Here is an 18,575-nt window from a genome sequence, read left to right on the forward strand (position 1 = left end):
ATGGACGCCCGCGTGCCGGTGGCGGGCTGCGCGCCCGCCGCGAGACCCGTCAGCGATCCCGCGCGATGGGGGCCGGACTGCGGACCGGCTGACGGCGGGACTGCTCCTGCATCCGGAGCGCGGCGACGATCTCATGGCGGAGGTCGTCGCGCTGCACGTCGACGAGATCGGGCAGGATATCGGCCTCGTGCTCGTCGAGGGCCGCGATCAGTCGGGGACGGTCGGCGGCCCACTCGAAGGCGACGCGCACTTCGCGCTCCGCATAGGGGTCTTGGGGGTTCAGGCAGTGATGGGTCAGCATGATGGCAACGGACACGCACCGGGTCGTCCGGGCTGGCGCTCCCGTAGGATCGCGTCGCGACATTCGCATGACCCTGGCGGCGACGGCCGGATTGAGCGGGCCAAGCCAGCGGCGGGACCCGGCGCATATGTTGCCAAAATGCCACATAGCGGGCGCTCGACTGCCATCGGTGCAGGCCGCGCCCTGTGACGCAGAGCGCCGTGCCGTGGAATGCCCGCGGATCATGCGTCGAGGCCCTTGCGTCCCGCGATTGCGGTGTGTAGAGACCCCCTCGTGATCCCCGATAGCTCAGTTGGTAGAGCAGGCGACTGTTAATCGCCTTGTCGCAGGTTCGAGTCCTGCTCGGGGAGCCATCACAAAATCAAGCCTCTGATATTACTTGATAATCGTCAATCCGGTGCCGAACCTGGGAGCCGGTGCGGCGTCAGGCACGTCAGTTTCGCCCCCCATGTTGAGGCTGCGGGCAACGTGTTTGATCACCTCAATCCCCCAGTCGGACAACATGACATTTACCGCGAACGCAACGATGCGGACGTTATCCGGCGTGTAGCCGAGCCGCGGACTCTTGCGGTCGAGTGATGGGCCATAGGGGTGCTTCGCCGACGTGCCGCGAGGCTCGGCGAGGAAGGGAATGCCGGTTAGGGCGCAGCGATACCTCTGCCGCTTGGCCTCCTGCATCACCCACTCCAGCGTCAGCGTGAACTCCAACTCTTTCGAGGCCGCGCGGGACCGGGCGCCGACCCAGACCGCCTTGAGCGCACGATCTTGAAGCATCCGCACGCGGGCCGATCCGCCCGGCTTCGGCGCGTACTCAACGTGATCGCCGGCCAGGGCTGCCGCGTAAGCCTGTCGAAACAATGGGTGCGTGAGCTTTGGCAATCGGACGCGCTCACCGTCTCCGCGCCTGAAATAGACAACCTCGGTGCCGTGGCGGTTTTTCTCGACCCTGACGTGACGGGGGCGCCTCATCGCCTCTGTCCGATCTGTTGCAGCGGCTTATCCTGCTGAGTCTCGGCGAAGCGATCGGCAATGCGTGCGGCGAGCTTCGTTCTGTTCGCCCCGCGAACGTAAGTCGCGCTCTCCCGGCTACCCTCTGCCCATCCGAACCAAGCGTTCAGCTCGGCCTCCGTGGCGCCGTTCTCGGCGGCCCGGCGCGCCCCGGCCTTGCGCAGCCCGTGGGCCCGGCCCAGCAGGCCCATCTCGGCGCACACGTCCCGGAACCAGTTGCCGAAGCTCTCCTTCGTGTACGGTCGCCCCTTCTCGGTGGCGATGAACGTCAGTTCGCCGATCGGCGCCGCGGCGATAGATGCGGCCAGCGGCGGCAGGATCCGGATCGTGACCTCCTGCTCGGTCTTCTCGGTCATGATGCGGATGATGCCGTTGCGGACATGCGGTCGCCCTAGTCGTGCAGCATCGCCACGTCGCAGGCCGGTGTAGAGCAGAATGTCGAGCGCAAGCCGCTCGCGCGTGCCGACCTTGTGCCGCGCCTCGAACCGGGCGACCTCCTCCTCGGTCCACGTGTGGAAGCCGTTGCGGTCGTTGGCGCCGGCCAGGAGCTTCACGCTCCGCGTCGGATCCGCTGGCACGATGTCCAGCGCCACCGCCCAACCGAACAGCCCGCGCATCGTCTTGAGCCAGTTGTTGGCCCCGTGTGGCTGTGCGGCCCGCTTGTCCATGCCCTTCTGGATCGAGAGCTTGTTGATGCTGTCCGCAGACTCGTGCCCGGCAGCCTTCTTCGTTTCCTTCAGGATGCCGGCGCGCTGCGCCCTGGTCGCGGCGGACAGCTCGGTCGTCCACTGGGCGCTCGCCATGTAGCTGTCGATCAGCCAGCCGAGCGAGCCCGTCGTCAGCGCCTTTCGCGCCTCTGCGTCTGGCGTATGACCGCGGATGGCCTTCTCGTACTCCGCCCAGAACGCCTTGCTGCCGAACGGCTCCCGCAGCCGGATTCGCGGCCCTTCCCCACGCCGAACGTACCAAACCTTTTCTCCGTGGCGGGTGGTCTCGTGACGGAGGTGGAGCGGGCGCGGGCGAGGCATGGCGTTCATAGGGCGATCACCCGGGTCCGCTGCGCAAGCCGATTTTCGCGCTCGCTGGGCTGGCCATCGTCAGCCTCGACGCTGACACCCTCTGGCCGGAACACGATCCGCACTTTCTCGACGCCAGCCGATCGCAGGGCCCGCGCCGCGCGCGCGATGTCGGCCTGAGTGACGCTCGCACCTCTACGGGGCACCGCGCCCTCCATCGGTCTCGGATCGGTTGAGGGGAGGGGCGGCCTTGGCGGCAAGAGCAGCCTGAATCGCCTCACGGAAGGCGGGACCTGGACCCAGCCGGAGACGCGGATGCCGGACGCGCCAAGCCGAGCAGGCGACGGCTAGCCTGCCGGGCGTGATACGGATTTCCATCACCGCTGCGCCCCCATTGCCACCGCCCAGTCCGGGTTCTGCCCGGCCGAGCCGAACAGCGCGGGCAGCGCGTCCTCGATCACGATGTGCAGCTCGGTCAGCCGGCGGCAGCAGGCGTCGCTCGCTTCGCCGCGGATCTTTTGGGCCCGCTTGCTGCGCCCCGGCACAGGCTGATCCTTCGGACCGAAGGCGTCGCCGGACACGAAGGCCTGGAACACCATGTCGGTGGCGATGATGCCGATGGCGTCGCGGGTCTCCATTGAGAGAGCGTGCCACGCAGCCTCGACCTCGGCTTGGCCCGGGACACCGGACAGAGCGCGATTTTCGCCCGGCGGAATCACTGGTTCAAGCAATTGCTGCTGAATGGTTTTTGTCGTCCAGCCCCCCGAAAATCGCCCGCTCGATTCCCATGCTATCAAGGCCCTGGCGACATGGGCGAGATACTCGCTCCCGCCGCTGCACCGGTCGTAGAGCTTTGCATCCCGGGCGTAGAACTCCGTCAGCGCAATCAGGCCGGCGATGGTGCTGGGCATCGTGCCTTCGACGACGCTGAACGTCCGATCCGTCTCACAGGCGGCCGCGTTGCACAGCTCGACCTGCTCCTCATCGTCCTCATCGAGGTGGACCAGCGTCGCCGTGTGCGCGGCGTTCGCCATATCGGCAGCTACGATCGCGGCGATGATCGGATCCGGTTCGGTCGAAGGGTACGCACCAGATGCGGATCCTTTGCGTTCCCCGGATCGGGGGAGCGGAAAATCATTGCGCTCCAGCACCACGGCGAGGTCCATGGCCCGGCCGAGAAGGATGCCGTAGTTCGGCTGATAGTCCGCCGCGTTGACCGCCTCGTCGGTCAGCCACCATTGCAGGTGCGCGAGCAGCGCGCCGGCCCCTTCGGGCAGTGACCGCCCCAGGATCGGGAACGCGCAGGCGGCCTCGACCAGCGCGTCCAGGGCGTCCAGCAGCTCGCAGCTGGCGAGTTCGCTGTCCTCGCCTTCCGGCGCGATCTGGAAGGCATCGTAGGCGGCTCGGTGGGCGGCGATCGCCGCGTGGAGCGGGCTGACGGCGATCATACCGACCTCCCATAGCGTGCCGGGAGCCGCCGGTACCAAAGCATGATCAGGAGTGCGATCTCAGCTTCGGATCGGCCCTGACCGTGGGCCCAGGTCGTCGCTCGTGCCAAGGAGTAATGGCCGTCGGCATCGCACCAAGCTGCTTCGAACTCATCGACGACTGCTGCAACCTGAGGGTCTTCCAGAAGCCGGTCGAGCTTGTCGTGAGACCAGACCCGGCCAAGGTGATCGCGGGTCCTGGTCATGTCCCAATCGCGGGTACGCTTGGCTGCTGTCGTCACGACGCGCCTCCCTGATTGTGGAAGGCCTGCATCGCCCAAGTGAAGCGGTCCTCAGCTGCTGGGATGTGCGCCGTGAGCGCATTCATCGCCGCAACACCCGCGCTGGCATACTCACGGTCGACGCGGTCGGGCGTCGTGGTGATGCTCTTCCCGACCTCCTGGGCCATGCCGATGAGGCCCTGAGCGACGAAGTGCGGCGCGATCAGCACCGGTTCGCCGTCGACCTCGACTGTGTGGCAGGCCTCTTTCCAGCACTTCAGGAGCGCTGCCTTCAGGACCCGCCGTAGGTCGCGTGGCAGCGCGAGTGCCGCCAGCAACTCTTCGTGGGCATGCCAGGGCATGTCGGGGCCGGTGGCCGGACCGCGGAAGAAGCGGACCGACACGCCGTTGATGGTGGCGACGTGGAGGGGCGTGACGCGCTCGATCATACCGAGCCCTCCGCAAACGCCGCCGGCCGGATCTCGCGAGCCCGCGCCCAGATCTCCGTCACCAGTTCGTGGTCGAGCATACCGGCCGCGGCGATCACGAACGCCTTGCGCTGGACGTCGCCGGGCACGGCCGCGGCAGCGGCCTGAACCTGAGCCACGCGCTCGGCCTTACGCAGCTCGCCGATGCGCTGCTGGAGCCGGGGTCGGATGCGGCGCTTGCGCTTCAGAGCCGTCTCGGCTCGGCGCCGCCAGTCCGGATCGTTCTGGCTTGCACCGTCCCGAGCCGCAGCAACCTGCAGCTCGATCTTGTCGATCGCCGTGTCGAGGTCGTCGAGGATCGTCTGCCCCTCGGCGGCCGTGGCGATGTCGTCGAGGTGCACCTCGCGCCCGTCGCTCATGAGGACGGTGTTGATGCTCCGCATCTGGGGAGGGGTGATCGCGCTCATGGTCACGCTCCCCACGCCGTGGCGATCTCGGCGCGCAGTTCGGGTGCGTGCCGCAGACTGCCCTCACACAGGATTTCGTAGTGGATCAGCGTCTCAAGCCGCCAATCGTGCTCGTCTTCGGTGAGCGGCTTCCGACCGCGGATTTCCTCCGCGATGCGGCTCCGGATTTCCGCAGCCCGCTCCTGCTCACGCTCGATGATCCGGCCGGCGAAGGTAGGAGTTCGAAAGTACGTAACCGGCGCCTCGTTGGCCCATGGCTTATGCGTGAGGGCACCCCATTGGTCGGACGCATCGGCGAAACATTCATACAGGCAGTGAAGCTGTCCGACTGTGAGGACCGACAGGTCGATAGGTGCGGCCTGCGCGACCGCCCACGCCCGGTCTGCGGTCAGGCTGTTCCGCGATGACGGATCCGACAGGATTGGGGTAAGCGTACCGCCGAGGATAGCCGCCTCGAACTCAGCCGCCATGCGCTCATGGGGGGCCAGCCGAGCTGCGTCATCGTTCTCGCTGACCTGCCAAGCCAGGAGGCCGATCGGCCCGAGGCATTTCAGGGCCATGCCGATCATCGTCGTCGGCGTGGTCGCGGCTAGCTTATCTGCCAGGGTCGTGATCGCCTCGTGGTGGGGCTTCCACGCTTCCTCGGTCACGGTCCCCGCCATCATGGCGCGGTCGATCTCACCGTGCCGGCGATAGGCGCGACAGAACTCGGCCGCCAATTCGACGAGAGCGCCATCTGGCCCAGCACCTGCGGCGCCCTCTGCCTCGATGGCCGCGATCAACGCCAAGAGCGCGTCGCCGCAGAACTCCTGCTCCATCTTGGCTCGCCAATCGGGGCCGAAGGTGCGCTCGGCCTGAAAAGCAGCGTATTGGGCGAGCGCGGCGCGGCCTTCGGCAGTGGTCGGCACGGTTGCCCAGACAGCCGCACGGGTGTCCTTCTGATCCCGCTCAGCGGCATCTTCTCGGGCCTGCTCCGCATCCGTCATCCGGCGTCCACCGAAGGCGGCTTCCGTCGCCTCCATCTCGGCCTCGGCTCGGCGGCTGGCGGCAATGGCAGCCAGCACGGGATCGGGCTTGGCATCGGAAATGATCGGCACCGCAGGGGCCTCGTTGCCGCTCTCACCCTGCACGTCGCGCCAGAGCGAGTGCGCCAGGAGCTGATTGGGGTCCGGCAAGTCGCCCTCGATCGCCGGGAGCAGAACGCCGCGGCTGTAGTGCGCGAGCGCTCGGAGCTTTACCCGGAACCCAGCGGCAGTGTGGGCAGGCAACGCCGCGATGCGGTCCGCAAGGGCTGCCGCTTCATCGCCGGCATCGTTGGCGGCATCATCCAATGCCTTCGGGATCGGCTCGCCATGAGGCTGGCTTGCCTCGGCCGCGTTGCATGCCTCATTGGCAGCGGTTTCGCGAGCGCTCGCGTCTTCGAACCGGCGTCCGAGGGACAGCAGATCGGCATCAGAGCCAGTCTCCTCCTCGGTTGCGTCCGGATCAGCGTCGGAGATCGCGACGGGATAGTGCTCCGCATAGGCCAGGGCGAACAGCCCCGCGAGGTTCAACTCGTGCTCGATCTGGGCCATGAGCAACTCACGCTCGGTCGCCAGTGGGTAGAGGCGGGCGCACTCGGCCGGGGTCAGTTCGCCGGTCTCCAGGGCCTTGCTGATGGTGTCGAACGTCCACCATTCCAGCGGCGTGCGCTTCAGCTCCGGGTACTCGTTGGCGAACTGCGTGCGGATTGTGTGCTCATGGCAAGCCGCGCGCCATGCTTCCTTGGCCTCTGCGCTTCCCGGCTCCGGAAGCGGCGCGGTCGGGCGTGCGGTGAGCAACTGGGTGATCCGCTCATCGCGGTCATGCGAACCGTCGCAGCCGTGCCCCGCATCGATCTGGGCGGCGGGCAGCACTGTGCTATCAGGGCGAGCCTGTTCCATTGGTCTGATCTCCGGTGGGTGGGTGATGGCTCTCGTCGGTGGTCCAGACCGGCGGGGGCCGCTTATTCAGGACGGCTGGCGCATCAGGCCGGTGCTGTCCTCAGGCCGGGGCGGCGGGTGCCATCCCGGAAAGCTCGAAGGGATCGCGCGAATCGGAGCGCGCCATGGTAGGCGGCGGCCATGAGCCTCATCCACAACGAGCGGGCGAAGCTGTCCGCGACCTTCCTCAACAACATCGCCGTGGCCGTGATCGGCAGCGGGCTCATCGCGCCGTTCTTCGTGGCCCTGTACGGGCTCGGAAACCTCACGCCGGACCAGATCCGGTTCTTCGGGCTGGCGGCGCCGGGTTGGGTTCTGATGGGAGTCGGACTACATTTGGTCGGGAGAGCCGTGCTTGGAGGGCTCAAGGAATGACCTGGCTGGAGATCTACACCTTCGTGGCGGGCCCGCTGGTCGTGTTGGCCTTCGGTGCGTGGCTGGCCTACGACGCGAACCGCTGGCGGTGGCATCGGCGCTGAGCGGATCATTGCGCGCGTCCCTCCGAAGCCGTGAACAAGTCGAGCCGCGCCGGTAGGACGACGCCCAATTCCTGTGCGAGGCGGGTAAGCCCACGCGGGGTGACGTAAGCCTGGATCTCGGTGCGGTTCTCGCCCGCAGTGACGGACCGCTCGGCGAGGAGCCGGGCGTTGAGCTTGTCCTGTCGGCCGGCCAGCCGTCCCGATCCGAGCCGACGGAACAGCCAGCCGTTGCCGAGCATGTGCTGGGTCAGATCCTTCGGGCGCAGGCCCAGGGTTTTTGCTGCGTCGCTCGGCAGGATCAGGCCGGTCGTGTCGGCGATCCGGTCCAGGGCGGCGGCCTTCGGTGCAGCGAGGGCGAGCGTCCCCTCGGCCTTCTCGGCGCGGGCCTCCAGGGCGATCTCACGCTCGGCATGGGCCAGCAGGAGGGCGCGCAGGGCGTGCGGGTCGCTGAGATCCGGCGCAGGCTGAGCTGCGGCCTGGAGGGCGCGGCGCTCGCACTCGATGAAGTATCGCCGGATCCGCCGTCCCTCGACGTTGTTCTCGACCATGGCGATCTCTTTCGCCGTGCCGAGGGTCAGGTGGTAGGTCACCGAGCGCCGGTCACCGCCCCGTCCGGCTTGGTTCCCCCGATCCGGGGAACCGTACTCGGTGGTCACGAAGTCCACGCCTTCGATGAAGCCGTACTGGGCGATGCGGCCCTTGATCCAGGTGGTGAAGTCGCGGCCGACCTTCAGCAGGCGGTGCAGCTCGCGGGCGTCCGAGGTCTGGACCAGCGCATCGCCGACGCGGCTCTCGACCACGGCGGGCAGATCCTGGGTGCGATCGGCGGCCGACATCGCTCAGGCCCGCCCGGCGATGTGGTGCCCGACGCCCCAGAGGACGCAGGCGGCCAGGAAGGGGCCGAGGATAGTTAGATGGTGGGCGAGCATCGGTGGCCCCGTCGCGAGTAGCGATGGGGCAAGTTACACTTGCGCTTGCCATTACGCAAGCGAAACTTGCTAGACCATCGTGCTTACGAGTTCGATGCTGGGATAGATGCGATGCACGACAGTCGCCTTCGATATATCGATTGTGAGCGAACGTTTTGGTTCATAATGCATAATCTGCGCGCCAAACAAATCGAATCCAATTAACCTGCCTACATAGACAATTTCTGTGTCAACTCCCTCTCCGCCATCTGGACGTTTTAGGTCGGCGTGCTTGCCCGTTCTGACAAGTACGTAATCACCTTTCTTGGCCGGCCGTATTTTGCTGACATATATAATTTCATTTTCTTCGTATTTCGGGGCAAGATAATTATCAGCCAGCAGTACGGCATATGCATCTGGGGTATCTCGCAGCGAAAACGGCCGAGGATATGGTGAAAATGGCTGCGCTGATATATATGTATGCTGATCATTATCGATGGTATGGCAAGCAAACAATTCGATGAACTTGTCGGCGTACTTGTATTTGTTCTCAAATACTTGCTTGGCTAGGCCGCCTAGTAGTCTGAAAGAATCTGCCGCAGAAAGACGATCGATGGTCGGTTCTGGGCCGGCTTCGGCTGGCATCGTCGGCTTAACAATGCCTTTGACGGCGCTGTCGACATCAACTCCAAGCGCTCTGCATACGGCAATAAGGTTTTCTGTCGACGGTTCATGGGCGCCGCTTTCCCACTGACCGATGGCGGCCCGAGATACTCCCAGCATACTACCCAAAGCCTGCTGAGTGAGGCCAGCCGCCTCACGAGCGTGGCGTATGACGTAGGAAAGCGATTGAGGCATGCTTGACCTGAGCGCATCTGCCTAGAAGCGTCCACGCAAGTATCGCTTGCCTATGCAAGCAAAACCTGTCACACGGAGCTATGAGCGACGAATCCTTACACGCCGCGATTACCGCCCGGGGCGGACCTCGGGCGATCGCTGCGGAACTTGGCATTTCTCGTCAAGCTGTAGAGCAGTGGCAGGAGGCTCCGGCTCGTCGGGTTATCCAGCTTGAGCGCCTTCTCGGCATCCCGCGGTCAAAGCTGCGTCCTGATCTTTACCCGCCAGATTCGCCACCACATCGTCCGGCTGTAAGAAACGAGGCCCGCCCCTAATGCGAGCCTCTACCCTCGATCCCCACGGCAAGATCCCATCCTGGCCCGGAACCCCATCCCTCAACCCATTTGACGGTTTGGGGAGCATCTCGAAGGGCGCTGAGCGCAAGGGCTCCGGCCGCCCTTCAACTCCGGGACTTCTCTCCGGCGATTATCTCGTCGACAGCAGCGACAGCCCTCGCCTTGAACTCGTCGCTGTGAGTGAGCGCAGCCACTTCTGCCTGAGCCGCTTGTTGGATGTGTTCGCGGTCGCGACTGGTGATCCGCTCTCCCATGAGGGCGTGTACGACTGCCCGAAGTGCCGCGATCTGCACTTCGATATCAGATGGCTTCGGTGGGCTTGGCATCGACATGTCTTCAGCTCCCTGAAGGGTGTCACAACTTCTGAGGGTAGGCTTCGCACGCCGGGCGTCCAGATGTCCCGGCAGTGCCAGTCCGTCCAGTCCATCACTGGATCAACTCTCCAGCCGCATCAGCGCCTCGGCGACGGCGCGGAGCAGGGCCGCGACCTCGTTGCCCCAGGGCGCTCGGCCGAACCCGTCCAGGCGGTTCGCGATCCGGATCAGTGCTGCCTCTTGGTGAGCCGAGGGCAGTACGCCCAGCACCTCCACGACGATCACCGCCAAGGCTTCCGCCAGCCTGTCGGGCGGCAGCACGGCCGGCGCACGCGGCAAGCCCGAGGGAGAGCCTAACCCCATGCTCCTCAAGGACTGGATGCGCGTCGAAGGGTTATCCGACGCCGACATGGCCGAGCGCATCGGCGACATCTCTGCCTTCATGGTCAGGAAGCTCCGGTTTCGGGTGCGTGGGCCATCGGTGCGGGTCGCGGCTCGGATCGATGCGATCACCAACGGTGCGGTTCGCGCGCCGGATCTCCTGCCGACGAAGCAGAGCCGCACGGTGCGCGAGCCGGAGGCGGTCCAGTGACCACGTCATTTCGCCTCGATCCGCCACGCCTGGGTCTGCTTGGCCAGCGCCGCGAACAGCAGGTGCAGGTCGCTCATGGCGCGCGGCACGATCTCCAGCGTCGCCAGCCGCTCGCTGGCCAGGATCACCGTGGCGAAGGCCTGCCCGTGCGGCCCGTCGCAGTGGAACTCCACCGCGAAGGCGCTGGCCTCCAGATCCTCGTTGAAGTCCCGCTCGATGCTCTCCAGCCGGATGTCGAACAGCTCGGCCTCCGGTCCGGTCGTGTCCTGGGTTGGTCGGTTCGCCATTCGCTTCGTCCTTCATCGGTCTACCCGTTTTCCAATCGCTGCCGCCGACGCGCCTTCGTCCGCCAAGACCCCGCGCGCCGGCCGGCTCGTCCATCGTGTTCCCGCACCTCCGCCGTCCCGCCGCTCGCCCGACCCCGCCAGGCTTTGGCGCGGGGCGTTCCCGGCAGTGGTGCTGCTCTGTGTCTCCGCACTGCCTCTCCTTTCGATGCCCTGCACCGTGTCGGAGGAGCGTTGGGAGATGTCCCAAAAGTCGTGGGAGGCACTGGTGTCCGCCTTCATCCTTGAAGCGTCAGAGGGCCTGCGCGCGCTGGGGCGCAGCCCTGGCGGCAGCGAACCGGTCAAGGCGCAGATCGCTCGTGCGGCCCGGCATTCCGGGCTGTCGTACTGGCGCGCCTTCGATCTTTGGTACCGCAAGGCGCGCCGCGTTGACGCGGCCGAGATCGAAGCAATCCGCACGGCGCAGGCAACCCGCAGTCGGGAGAGGTCACATGAGTTGGCGTGTTTGGCCGCGGACTTTGAAGCGCTTGCGGAACGCGTGTCCCACCTCGCTGCGGGATCCGCTCGGGCGGATGCTGATGCGCTTCGGGCGCTCTCTCGCCGAACTCGGAATCTGGCTGAGGGAGAGTGACGAATGACTATCCCCAACCGCCAGACCCGTGACTGGGACGACACGACGCCCGCCGAGGGCTTCGCCTACGACGTGCCGCCGGCCGCGACGATCGCCCGGTTGATCGCGTGGTACCGCGACAGGGCAGCGTCTGATGCCGGCCTCGCCCTGGCTCTCGACGCTCAGGGCCTCACCACGGCCGCCGACGCCAACCGCAAGCGCTCCCACGCCTACCGCCTGACGATGCAGTGCCTGGAGGCCCTGCGCGAGCGCTGCTGCGAACCCGAGACCGAGTTCCGGGGACACCTCACGGCCAAGAGCCGGCCCAAGTGTAAAGGGCGGACCAATTCCAGGCCGCCGTGGCGGAGCAAAATCAGGCCACTGGCAACGTGCAGCCTGAATGAAGAAGGGGCCCGATCGGGCCCCTTCTTCATTCGTCGCCGATCGTAAGGGTCAGGCCGGCGGGATCTCGCCTGTCTCGGGGGCGTGAGGATCGGCGGTGGCCTGGTTTTGCTCCGCCCCTTCGGCCCGGCCGCGCCGGCTGCGGGAAGTTTTGAGGCGGTAGCTGTCGCCGTTCAGGCTCAGGATGCTGACGTGGTGGGTCAGCCGGTCGAGCAGCGCGCCGGTCAGCCGCTCCGAGCCCAGAACTGACGTCCAGTCCTCAAACGGGAGGTTCGAGGTCACCACGGTCGAGCCGCGCTCGTAGCGCTGCGAGAAGACCTCAAACAGCAACTCCGCTCCCGTCGACGACAGCGGCACATAGCCGAGTTCATCGACGATCAGGAGCTTGACCGCGGCCAGCTCACGCTGAAGCCGGAGCAGACGACGCTCGTCGCGCGCCTCCAGGAGTTGGTTGACCAGCGAGGCCGCGGTGGTGAACGTGACCGAGAAGCCCTTCTGGCAAGCCGCCAAGCCGAGAGCCAAGGCGATGTGGGTCTTGCCGGTGCCCGAGTTGCCAAGTGCGATGACGTTCTCCCGGCCGAGGATGTAGCCACAGCGGGCCAGCTCCAGCACGAGCATCTTGTTCAGGCTCGGGATCGCGGCGAAGTCGAACGTGTCGAGGCTCTTCACCGCCGGGAAGCGCGCCGCCCGGATGCGGCGCTCGACCATGCGCCGCTCACGGTCGATCAGCTCCAGTTCAACCAGCCGCAACAGGTAGCGCGAGTGGTCCAGGCCGCCCTGGGCGCACTCGCGGGCAACCTTGTCGTACTCGCGCAGCACCGTGGGTAGCTTGAGCTGCTTGAGGTGGTGAGCCAGCAGGACGCCCGGCGTGGTCTCGTCGCGCGCCGGGCTCATGCGGCCACCTCCGGCACCAGCACGGCATAGTCGGCAGCCACGGTGGTCCGCACCGTGGTTCTGGGAAGGTGCGGATAGGCTGCCAGGTCGAGCCGGGGCGGTCGGTGCTCGAGTCGGGCCAGCGCAATCAGCTTGACCGCGTCGAAGCCGATTGCCCCGAGCCGGATCGCCTCCGTGACGGCTGCGGCCACCACGTCCTTGGGCATCGCCTCCATCAGGCGCAGCACCTGGATGAACTCGCGCTTGCCCCGGTTACCCATGCGCGCCTCCAGGAGATGGCGCAGGTGCTGGAACGCCTCGGGCAAATCCCAGTCCTGGAGGGCCGCCGCTTGGTCGAGGGCGTTCGGCTTGGTCTCGATCAGCGCGAGGTAGTGCAGCGGCTCGGACACGAACACGCCGGTGCCGTAGCTGCGTTCGTGCCGGGCGATCTCGATCCCGCCGCACAGGATCACGACCTCGTCGACGAAGCCCTTCACCAGCACGTTCCGGAAGCCGTAGGCGGTGGGCACCGAGTAGTCGTTGCCGTGATAGCGCACCAGCGCGGTCGAGGAGACACGACCAGCCCGCTTCTCGCACGGCTCCAGCGGGACCGCCGGCAGGGCGCGCAGGACCGCACGGTCGGCCACGAGCCGCGTACCGATGAGCTCGGCATACCGACCGGCACACTCATCCTGCCGGACTCGGCAGCGTCGCTCCAGATCAGCGTTCAGCGCCTCGAACGAAGCTGCCTCCGGAGCCGGGGTCATGAAGTTGGACCGGGCGAACTTGACCAGCCCTTCGACTTTGCCCTTGTCGTTGCCCCTGCCCGGACGGCCGAAGCGATCCCGGAACAGGTAATGGCTCACCAACTCGGTGAAGGCGCGCGTGCGCTCGCGCTGCCCGTCACCGCAGATCTTGGCCACCGCGATCTTCGTGTTGTCGTACAGGATCGACAGCGGCACGCCCGTGAAGAAGGCGAAGGCGGCGACGTGCCCGTCGAGGAACGCCTCGGTGGTCTCCCGCGGATACGCCTTCACGAAGCAGGCGTCGGAGTGCGGCAGGTCCATGCAGAAGAAATGGATCTTGCGACGCACGCCGCCGATCGTGGCCACCGCCTCGCCGAAGTCGACCTGGGCATGGCCGGGCGGGTGGACCAGCGGCACGAAGGTCTCCCGCCCCTGCGACCGGCAGATCCGCACGTGGTCCTTCACCACCGTGTAGCCGCCGGCATAGCCGTGCTCGTCGCGTAGACGCTCGAAGATCCGCTTGGCCGTGTGCCGCTGCTTGACCGGCGCAGTCCGGTCCGCCTCCAGGATGGCCGTGATCACCGGCAGAAGAGGCCCAAGCTTCGGCTTCGCGACCGGCTTCGAGCGCGTATAGCCCGGCGGCAGAGAGAACCGGCACATCTTGGCGATCGTCTCTCGGCTCAGCCCGAACACTCGAGCCGCCTCACGCCGAGAGTTGCCCTCGATAAACACGAACTGCCGAACGGCCGCGTAAACTTCCACGGCGAACATCCCCGGCTCCTCTCGAAAGAGAAGCTTCTCCACTGGCCGGCTTTTACGCCGCCCGCATCAGCACGACGCCGACGCTCCAGTGGATGGTTTTGTCACCGCCCTACACACCAAGGCTCAGGTCCGCGCACCGCCCTGATCTGACGCGCCCGAGCGGCGCCTGACGCCACCCATCCCCGATCCCTTTCACCGGCCGCGCAGAGCGGTTTCCGGAGCGGATGTCCCATGCCCGAAGTCAAACCTCGGCTCAACGCCGATTGCGAGCTCTACGCCGCGGCCGACAAGGCACTGCGGGCGCTCCGTGACGACCTCCTGCAGCGCGCCGGCAGGGCGAACGACTATCGGATGGTCGTCCAATTCGGTGAGCGTCTGCTCCGCTACAGCACCGGCACCATCGCGAAGGTCTCCGGCTATCCGTCGGCAGCAGAGCATGCCTACCGGGCCGCCGATGACCTCGTCGCCGCTTCCTCGAAGGAGGCCGGCCGATGAGCGTCGCAGCCGCCAAATGGGCCAAGCGCCAGCGCGTCCGCACCACCTGCCGGGTCGTCCTGACGGCGCTGGCCGACTTCGCTGACAAGCAGGGCCAGTGCTGGCCTTCGCAGGCGACCCTGGCCGCCGAGACCGGCCTCGCGGTCCGCACAGTCCGCCTCGTCCTGGCCGAGCTGACGGCTGCGGGGGCGATCACGCGCCAGCACCGCGGCAACGGATTCGGTGGCCGAGCCTCAGACCTGATCGTCCTGACGATGGATCAGGACTTCGATCTGACCGTCGTCGAGCAGACCCCCGAAGTCCCCACCATTCCGGCAGATGATGCCGGTAAGGCAGGGGGGAGTTACCGGCATATTAAGGTAGGGTTAGCGGCATATGACGGTAGGGTTAGCGGCACCACGTGCCGGGGAAAGAACCTTCCAAGAACTACCAAGAACTATATACCTAGCCGTGATGAGAGGTTTCAGGAGGAACCTCTGCACGGGCACGACACGCCCGCCCCTGGCCCGCTCGACCCGTTCGGGGATGACGCATTCGGCCCCCCACCCTCTGACCGCGGCTTGGACAGCGACGCTTGGCTTGACCGCCACCTGGCCATGGAGGGCGCCCGATGAGCCGGGAGCTTCGCCCCCACCAGATCCGGATCATCGAGCGGCTGCGGCAATCGCTCTCGACCGGACACCGCCGGCCGATGCTCCAAGCGCCGACGGGGTTCGGCAAGACCGTGGTCGCCGCCGCGATCGTGAAAGGCGCCCTTGCCAAGGGCAACCGGGTGCTGTTCGTCGTCCCGGCCCTGTCACTGATCGACCAGACCGTGCGGTCGTTTTGGGCTGAAGGGATCACCGATGTCGGCGTGATCCAGGCCAACCACCCGAAGACCGACGCGACCCGCCCGGTGCAGGTCGCCTCGATCCAGACGCTGCAGCGCCGGGCCATCCCGCGGTTCGACATCGTCGTGATCGACGAGGCCCACCGGTGGTTCGAGATGCTCGGCCTCTGGATGAGGGCTTCGGACTGGGCATCCGTGCCGTTCGTCGGCCTGTCCGCCACGCCGTGGACCAAGGGGCTGGGCAAATTCTACGACGACCTGATCCAGGTCACGACTACGGCCGAGCTGATCGAGGCCGGCTACCTGTCGCCGTTCCGGGTCTACGCCCCGTCGCATCCCGACCTGTCGGGCGTCCGCACGGTGGCGGGCGACTACCACGAGGGCGACCTCGGCGAGGCCATGAACAAGCCCGCGCTGGTGGCCGACGTCGTCGAGACGTGGCTCAAACACGGCGAGCGCCGGCCGACCTTCGCCTTCGCCGTCGATCGAGCCCACGCCAAGAACATCCAGGCCCAGTTCGAGGCCGCCGACGTCCGGTGCGGCTACATCGACGCCTACACCAAGCCGCCGGAGCGGGAAGCGCTGTTCCGCCAATTCACGGCCGGCGATTTGCAGGTGATCGCCTCGGTCGGCTGTCTCACCACCGGCGTGGATCTCGATGTCCGGTGCATCATCCTCGCCCGGCCGACGAAGTCCGAGATGCTGTTCGTCCAGATCATCGGCCGCGGGCTGCGGACGGCGCCGGGCAAGGCCGACTGCTTGGTGCTCGACCATTCCGACACGCACCTGCGGCTCGGCTTCGTCACGGACATCCGCCACGATGCCCTGGACGATGGCCGCCAGCGGCAGAAGCAGGAGCGCAAGCAGCGCGCCGAGGCGCTCCCGAAGGAGTGCCCGTCGTGCAAGTACCTGAAGCCCGCCAAGGTGCCGAAGTGCCCGTCCTGCGGGTTCAAGCCGGAGAAGCAGACCGAGATCGAGTGCGAGGACGGCGACCTCGTCGAGATGACCCCGGCCCGGGCCAGAGCCGGCACGGTCGAGAAGGAATCGCTGTTCGGTCAGCTGAAGCACTACGCCAAGCGGCGCGGCTACAAGGACGGGTGGGCGGCCAACAAGTTTCGGGAGCTGACCGGCGTGTGGCCGGACCGGTACGTCAACGCCCCGCTCGTCGAGCCGTCCCCGTTCATCCTGTCGTGGATCAAATCGCGCCAGATCGCCTGGGTGAAGGGCCGGGGAGGATCGCATGCGCACGCCGCTCGCTGAACGGGCTCGCGGCCATTGGGCGGCTCTCCTGCCCGAGTTGGGCGTCGATCGGCGCTACCTGACCGCGAAGCAGGGTCCGTGTCCGATCTGTGGGGGCAAGACACGCTTCCGGTTCGACGACAAGCAGGGCCGCGGCACCTGGATCTGCAATCACTGTGGGGCCGGCGATGGCGCCGACTTGGCGATGAAGGTCACGGGGATGAGCTTCCGCGATCTGGCCGAGCGTCTGGACCCGATCATTGCCGACGCGCCGCCTGCACAGGTGAAGGCCGGTCGGACACCGGAGGACTGCCGGGACAGCCTGAACCGGCTGTGGCGCTCGGCCTCACCCGTCCGTTCCGGTGATCCCGTGGCTCGATATCTCCGCAACCGGGTTGGGCTGACTTCCGTCCCGACATGCCTGCGGACTGTCGATCACCTCCGCTACCAGGACGACGAGCCGTCGTTCCACCCGGCCATGGTCGCCATGGTCACGAATCCGGATGGCTACCCGACCACCCTGCACCGGACGTACCTCACTCACGACGGTCGCAAGGCCGCTGTCGCCTCGCCGCGGCGGCTGATGCCCGGGACGATCGCGCCCGGCTCCGCGGTTCGCCTGTTCGACGCCGGCAGCACACTCGGCATCGCGGAAGGCATCGAGACCGCGCTCGCGGCTGCCTCCCTGTTCGGTCTCCCGGTGTGGGCAGCCGTGAACGCCTCGCAGCTCGCGAAATGGCTGCCTCCGGTGGAGGCCACCGAGATCATCGTATTCGGCGACGCCGATGCCGCCTTCGTCGGTCAGGCCGCCGCCTACGCCCTCGCGCATCGGCTGGCCCGGAAGGATCGCACCGTCACGGTGAAGCTCCCCGACCGTGTCGGCACGGACTGGAACGACGTCCTTCTCACACAGATGCAGGTCGAAGCATGAGCAAGCCGGGCAAGAAGCAGCGCGAGCGTGCGCGTCGGCAGCGCCGGGTCGAGCGCAGAGCGGCACAGCGGTCGCTCGGCACCCAGCCGAACAAGGGGGCCGAACTTGGAACCTCGGCAGCCGATCCGGTGCGCGGTGGCGCGTCGAGCTTCATCGACCCGGCTTTGCGCTGGCACATGATCAAGACCGCACCGCTGCTTGGCCCTCTTGGGAGGCGGTGCCTCGACGACGCCCTTCGTCAGCGGGACGTGCGCGCCTTCCGGCCCCGGGCCAGCGAGATCGTCGTTCGGCGCGGCCGCCGGGTCGTGCGGCACACGCCGTTGCTCGTGAAGACGATCATCGTCGGCGTGAAGGATCAGGATCACCTCGATGCCGTCGTCAGCCTGCCGGGCGTGGCCGAGGCGGTGACCTACACGGCTGTCGACACCGAAAACGAGGGCAATATCCCCGGCTTGGTCCGACGGGTCGCCCGCCTCGATCCTCAGGCGCTGCAGCGGTTCTTCAACGCCCTGGCGGAGGGCGAGATCGTCAAGCCGGTCGGCGTCGAGGTCGGTAGCAACGTCGTGGTGATGGTCGGCCCGTTCGCCTCGTTCCCGGCAACCGTCGAAGCCATTTTGCCAAATGATCGCCTGAAGGTCGCAGTCAGCATCTTCGGCCGACCGTCGCCTGTCGAATTGGGCATTGCAGATGTGACGCTGGTGTAATATCTTCCGTCCGTTCAAGCATATTGTCGCCGCCGTACTCCACCTTCGGGTGTCGATGTTGTGTCGCGACGGAGACGGGTCAGGCCGCTTCTCTACAATGGCAGCGCAAGACCGGAGCCGTGCACCAGCGGTGCACGATCCTCACCTTGCTCACAGAAGAACGGCGGCCAGGATAACCTGACCGCCGCCGAAGTCGCAGGTGGGCTGCTACTTCTTGATCGTCTCGACGACGTGGGTGCGGGGCTTGGCCTTAGCCGTCTTCACCGAAGTGAAGCGCCCGTTCACCGCGCTGCGACCGATCTTCGCCATGAGGATCACCTCCTTC

General features: G+C 66.6%; 24 protein-coding genes and 1 tRNA gene. 11 read left to right on the top strand and 14 right to left on the bottom strand.

The window, feature by feature from the left end; all coding sequences use genetic code 11:
* Nucleotides 1-49: 49 nt before the first annotated feature.
* Nucleotides 50-316 (bottom strand): hypothetical protein, encoded by a 267-nt coding sequence (locus ABC766_RS27050; protein ID WP_345819893.1) that lies wholly within the window; start codon nucleotides 314-316, stop codon nucleotides 50-52.
* Nucleotides 317-578: 262 nt separating this feature from the next.
* Between ABC766_RS27050 and ABC766_RS27055 the strand changes: the two genes are divergently transcribed.
* Nucleotides 579-654, top strand: a tRNA-Asn gene (locus ABC766_RS27055).
* Nucleotides 655-676: 22 nt separating this feature from the next.
* Here ABC766_RS27055 and ABC766_RS27060 read toward each other — a convergent pair.
* From ABC766_RS27060 to ABC766_RS27085, 6 genes are all read right to left on the bottom strand, one after another.
* Nucleotides 677-1,270, bottom strand: coding sequence for a hypothetical protein (locus ABC766_RS27060; RefSeq protein WP_345819894.1), 594 nt, complete (start codon nucleotides 1,268-1,270; stop codon nucleotides 677-679).
* On the bottom strand, nucleotides 1,267-2,346 hold the full coding sequence (locus ABC766_RS27065) for a tyrosine-type recombinase/integrase (protein WP_345819895.1): 1,080 nt from the start codon (nucleotides 2,344-2,346) through the stop codon (nucleotides 1,267-1,269). Before ABC766_RS27065 ends, ABC766_RS27060 begins: the two co-directional genes overlap by 4 nt.
* A 356-nt stretch (nucleotides 2,347-2,702) precedes the next feature.
* Nucleotides 2,703-3,773 (bottom strand): hypothetical protein, encoded by a 1,071-nt coding sequence (locus ABC766_RS27070; RefSeq protein WP_345819896.1) that lies wholly within the window; start codon nucleotides 3,771-3,773, stop codon nucleotides 2,703-2,705.
* Nucleotides 3,774-4,050: 277 nt separating this feature from the next.
* A complete protein-coding gene (locus tag ABC766_RS27075) occupies nucleotides 4,051-4,482 on the bottom strand; it encodes a hypothetical protein (protein WP_345819897.1) in 432 nt (143 codons plus the stop codon).
* A complete protein-coding gene (locus tag ABC766_RS27080; RefSeq protein ID WP_345819898.1) occupies nucleotides 4,479-4,928 on the bottom strand; it encodes a hypothetical protein in 450 nt (149 codons plus the stop codon). The genes ABC766_RS27075 and ABC766_RS27080 overlap by 4 nt, the downstream gene beginning before the upstream one ends.
* A 2-nt stretch (nucleotides 4,929-4,930) precedes the next feature.
* The gene (locus ABC766_RS27085; RefSeq protein WP_345819899.1) at nucleotides 4,931-6,850 is read right to left on the bottom strand and encodes a hypothetical protein; all 1,920 of its coding nucleotides are present in this window, start codon (nucleotides 6,848-6,850) and stop codon (nucleotides 4,931-4,933) included.
* Between the two features lie 180 nt (nucleotides 6,851-7,030).
* Between ABC766_RS27085 and ABC766_RS27090 the strand changes: the two genes are divergently transcribed.
* Complete coding sequence (locus ABC766_RS27090; protein WP_345819900.1) at nucleotides 7,031-7,264, top strand: hypothetical protein; 234 nt, start codon at nucleotides 7,031-7,033, stop codon at nucleotides 7,262-7,264.
* Between the two features lie 109 nt (nucleotides 7,265-7,373).
* Here ABC766_RS27090 and ABC766_RS27095 read toward each other — a convergent pair whose 3' ends face one another.
* Together ABC766_RS27095 and ABC766_RS27100 are read right to left on the bottom strand one after the other, a co-directional pair.
* Nucleotides 7,374-8,204, bottom strand: coding sequence for an antA/AntB antirepressor family protein (locus tag ABC766_RS27095; RefSeq protein WP_345819901.1), 831 nt, complete (start codon nucleotides 8,202-8,204; stop codon nucleotides 7,374-7,376).
* A 162-nt stretch (nucleotides 8,205-8,366) separates the two neighbouring features.
* Nucleotides 8,367-9,134 (bottom strand): helix-turn-helix transcriptional regulator, encoded by a 768-nt coding sequence (locus ABC766_RS27100; protein ID WP_345819902.1) that lies wholly within the window; start codon nucleotides 9,132-9,134, stop codon nucleotides 8,367-8,369.
* An 80-nt stretch (nucleotides 9,135-9,214) separates the two neighbouring features.
* On the opposite strand from ABC766_RS27100, the gene ABC766_RS27105 reads away from it, so the two are divergent.
* Nucleotides 9,215-9,448, top strand: coding sequence for a transcriptional regulator (locus ABC766_RS27105; protein WP_345819903.1), 234 nt, complete (start codon nucleotides 9,215-9,217; stop codon nucleotides 9,446-9,448).
* A 125-nt stretch (nucleotides 9,449-9,573) separates the two neighbouring features.
* Here ABC766_RS27105 and ABC766_RS27110 read toward each other — a convergent pair whose 3' ends face one another.
* Nucleotides 9,574-9,801, bottom strand: coding sequence for a hypothetical protein (locus ABC766_RS27110; protein WP_345819904.1), 228 nt, complete (start codon nucleotides 9,799-9,801; stop codon nucleotides 9,574-9,576).
* A 102-nt stretch (nucleotides 9,802-9,903) separates the two neighbouring features.
* Entirely contained in the window at nucleotides 9,904-10,122 is a 219-nt protein-coding gene (locus ABC766_RS27115; protein ID WP_345819905.1) for a hypothetical protein, read from the bottom strand.
* Between the two features lie 22 nt (nucleotides 10,123-10,144).
* Between ABC766_RS27115 and ABC766_RS27120 the strand changes: the two genes are divergently transcribed.
* Nucleotides 10,145-10,375: a hypothetical protein gene (locus tag ABC766_RS27120; protein ID WP_345819906.1), complete on the top strand. Its 231-nt coding sequence runs from the start codon at nucleotides 10,145-10,147 to the stop codon at nucleotides 10,373-10,375.
* 5 nt (nucleotides 10,376-10,380) lie between these two features.
* Here ABC766_RS27120 and ABC766_RS27125 read toward each other — a convergent pair whose 3' ends face one another.
* Nucleotides 10,381-10,662, bottom strand: a complete 282-nt coding sequence (locus ABC766_RS27125) for a hypothetical protein (RefSeq protein WP_345819907.1) — start codon at nucleotides 10,660-10,662, stop codon at nucleotides 10,381-10,383.
* 265 nt (nucleotides 10,663-10,927) lie between these two features.
* On the opposite strand from ABC766_RS27125, the gene ABC766_RS27130 reads away from it, so the two are divergent.
* Both ABC766_RS27130 and ABC766_RS27135 read left to right on the top strand, forming a co-directional pair.
* Nucleotides 10,928-11,290 (top strand): hypothetical protein, encoded by a 363-nt coding sequence (locus ABC766_RS27130; protein ID WP_345819908.1) that lies wholly within the window; start codon nucleotides 10,928-10,930, stop codon nucleotides 11,288-11,290.
* Nucleotides 11,291-11,293: 3 nt separating this feature from the next.
* Nucleotides 11,294-11,719: a hypothetical protein gene (locus ABC766_RS27135; protein WP_345819909.1), complete on the top strand. Its 426-nt coding sequence runs from the start codon at nucleotides 11,294-11,296 to the stop codon at nucleotides 11,717-11,719.
* A gap of 3 nt (nucleotides 11,720-11,722) precedes the next feature.
* Here ABC766_RS27135 and istB read toward each other — a convergent pair whose 3' ends face one another.
* Entirely contained in the window at nucleotides 11,723-12,565 is an 843-nt protein-coding gene (istB, locus tag ABC766_RS27140) for an IS21-like element helper ATPase IstB (protein ID WP_345819730.1), read from the bottom strand.
* On the bottom strand, nucleotides 12,562-14,061 hold the full coding sequence (istA, locus tag ABC766_RS27145) for an IS21 family transposase (RefSeq protein WP_345819731.1): 1,500 nt from the start codon (nucleotides 14,059-14,061) through the stop codon (nucleotides 12,562-12,564). Before istA ends, istB begins: the two co-directional genes overlap by 4 nt.
* 222 nt (nucleotides 14,062-14,283) lie before the next feature.
* Here istA and ABC766_RS27150 point away from each other — a divergent pair, with 222 nt between their 5' ends.
* From ABC766_RS27150 to ABC766_RS27170, 5 genes are read left to right on the top strand one after another with little or no spacing between them, the layout of a single operon-like run.
* Nucleotides 14,284-14,547, top strand: coding sequence for a hypothetical protein (locus ABC766_RS27150; protein WP_345819910.1), 264 nt, complete (start codon nucleotides 14,284-14,286; stop codon nucleotides 14,545-14,547).
* A complete protein-coding gene (locus tag ABC766_RS27155) occupies nucleotides 14,544-15,161 on the top strand; it encodes a helix-turn-helix domain-containing protein (RefSeq protein ID WP_345819911.1) in 618 nt (205 codons plus the stop codon). The genes ABC766_RS27150 and ABC766_RS27155 overlap by 4 nt, the downstream gene beginning before the upstream one ends.
* Nucleotides 15,158-16,636 (top strand): DEAD/DEAH box helicase, encoded by a 1,479-nt coding sequence (locus ABC766_RS27160; RefSeq protein ID WP_345819912.1) that lies wholly within the window; start codon nucleotides 15,158-15,160, stop codon nucleotides 16,634-16,636. The genes ABC766_RS27155 and ABC766_RS27160 overlap by 4 nt, the downstream gene beginning before the upstream one ends.
* Nucleotides 16,617-17,546, top strand: a complete 930-nt coding sequence (locus ABC766_RS27165; protein ID WP_345819913.1) for a DUF7146 domain-containing protein — start codon at nucleotides 16,617-16,619, stop codon at nucleotides 17,544-17,546. Before ABC766_RS27160 ends, ABC766_RS27165 begins: the two co-directional genes overlap by 20 nt.
* Nucleotides 17,543-18,250 (top strand): hypothetical protein, encoded by a 708-nt coding sequence (locus ABC766_RS27170; RefSeq protein ID WP_345819914.1) that lies wholly within the window; start codon nucleotides 17,543-17,545, stop codon nucleotides 18,248-18,250. Before ABC766_RS27165 ends, ABC766_RS27170 begins: the two co-directional genes overlap by 4 nt.
* Nucleotides 18,251-18,575 lie beyond the last annotated feature (325 nt).

The sequence above is a fragment of the Methylobacterium fujisawaense genome (assembly GCF_039619325.1).
Taxonomy (GTDB): domain Bacteria; phylum Pseudomonadota; class Alphaproteobacteria; order Rhizobiales; family Beijerinckiaceae; genus Methylobacterium; species Methylobacterium fujisawaense.

Coding starts and splice junctions, on each gene's coding strand:
- ABC766_RS27060 (WP_345819894.1), bottom strand. CDS start 1,270: ATGAGGCGCCCCCGTCACGTCAGGGTCGAGAAAAACCGCCACGGCACC.
- ABC766_RS27065 (WP_345819895.1), bottom strand. CDS start 2,346: ATGAACGCCATGCCTCGCCCGCGCCCGCTCCACCTCCGTCACGAGACC.
- ABC766_RS27070 (WP_345819896.1), bottom strand. CDS start 3,773: ATGATCGCCGTCAGCCCGCTCCACGCGGCGATCGCCGCCCACCGAGCC.
- ABC766_RS27075 (WP_345819897.1), bottom strand. CDS start 4,482: ATGATCGAGCGCGTCACGCCCCTCCACGTCGCCACCATCAACGGCGTG.
- ABC766_RS27080 (WP_345819898.1), bottom strand. CDS start 4,928: ATGAGCGCGATCACCCCTCCCCAGATGCGGAGCATCAACACCGTCCTC.
- ABC766_RS27085 (WP_345819899.1), bottom strand. CDS start 6,850: ATGGAACAGGCTCGCCCTGATAGCACAGTGCTGCCCGCCGCCCAGATC.
- ABC766_RS27090 (WP_345819900.1), top strand. CDS start 7,031: ATGAGCCTCATCCACAACGAGCGGGCGAAGCTGTCCGCGACCTTCCTC.
- ABC766_RS27095 (WP_345819901.1), bottom strand. CDS start 8,204: ATGTCGGCCGCCGATCGCACCCAGGATCTGCCCGCCGTGGTCGAGAGC.
- ABC766_RS27100 (WP_345819902.1), bottom strand. CDS start 9,134: ATGCCTCAATCGCTTTCCTACGTCATACGCCACGCTCGTGAGGCGGCT.
- ABC766_RS27105 (WP_345819903.1), top strand. CDS start 9,215: ATGAGCGACGAATCCTTACACGCCGCGATTACCGCCCGGGGCGGACCT.
- ABC766_RS27110 (WP_345819904.1), bottom strand. CDS start 9,801: ATGTCGATGCCAAGCCCACCGAAGCCATCTGATATCGAAGTGCAGATC.
- ABC766_RS27120 (WP_345819906.1), top strand. CDS start 10,145: ATGCTCCTCAAGGACTGGATGCGCGTCGAAGGGTTATCCGACGCCGAC.
- ABC766_RS27125 (WP_345819907.1), bottom strand. CDS start 10,662: ATGGCGAACCGACCAACCCAGGACACGACCGGACCGGAGGCCGAGCTG.
- ABC766_RS27135 (WP_345819909.1), top strand. CDS start 11,294: ATGACTATCCCCAACCGCCAGACCCGTGACTGGGACGACACGACGCCC.
- istB (WP_345819730.1), bottom strand. CDS start 12,565: ATGAGCCCGGCGCGCGACGAGACCACGCCGGGCGTCCTGCTGGCTCAC.
- istA (WP_345819731.1), bottom strand. CDS start 14,061: ATGTTCGCCGTGGAAGTTTACGCGGCCGTTCGGCAGTTCGTGTTTATC.
- ABC766_RS27150 (WP_345819910.1), top strand. CDS start 14,284: ATGCCCGAAGTCAAACCTCGGCTCAACGCCGATTGCGAGCTCTACGCC.
- ABC766_RS27155 (WP_345819911.1), top strand. CDS start 14,544: ATGAGCGTCGCAGCCGCCAAATGGGCCAAGCGCCAGCGCGTCCGCACC.
- ABC766_RS27160 (WP_345819912.1), top strand. CDS start 15,158: ATGAGCCGGGAGCTTCGCCCCCACCAGATCCGGATCATCGAGCGGCTG.
- ABC766_RS27165 (WP_345819913.1), top strand. CDS start 16,617: ATGCGCACGCCGCTCGCTGAACGGGCTCGCGGCCATTGGGCGGCTCTC.
- ABC766_RS27170 (WP_345819914.1), top strand. CDS start 17,543: ATGAGCAAGCCGGGCAAGAAGCAGCGCGAGCGTGCGCGTCGGCAGCGC.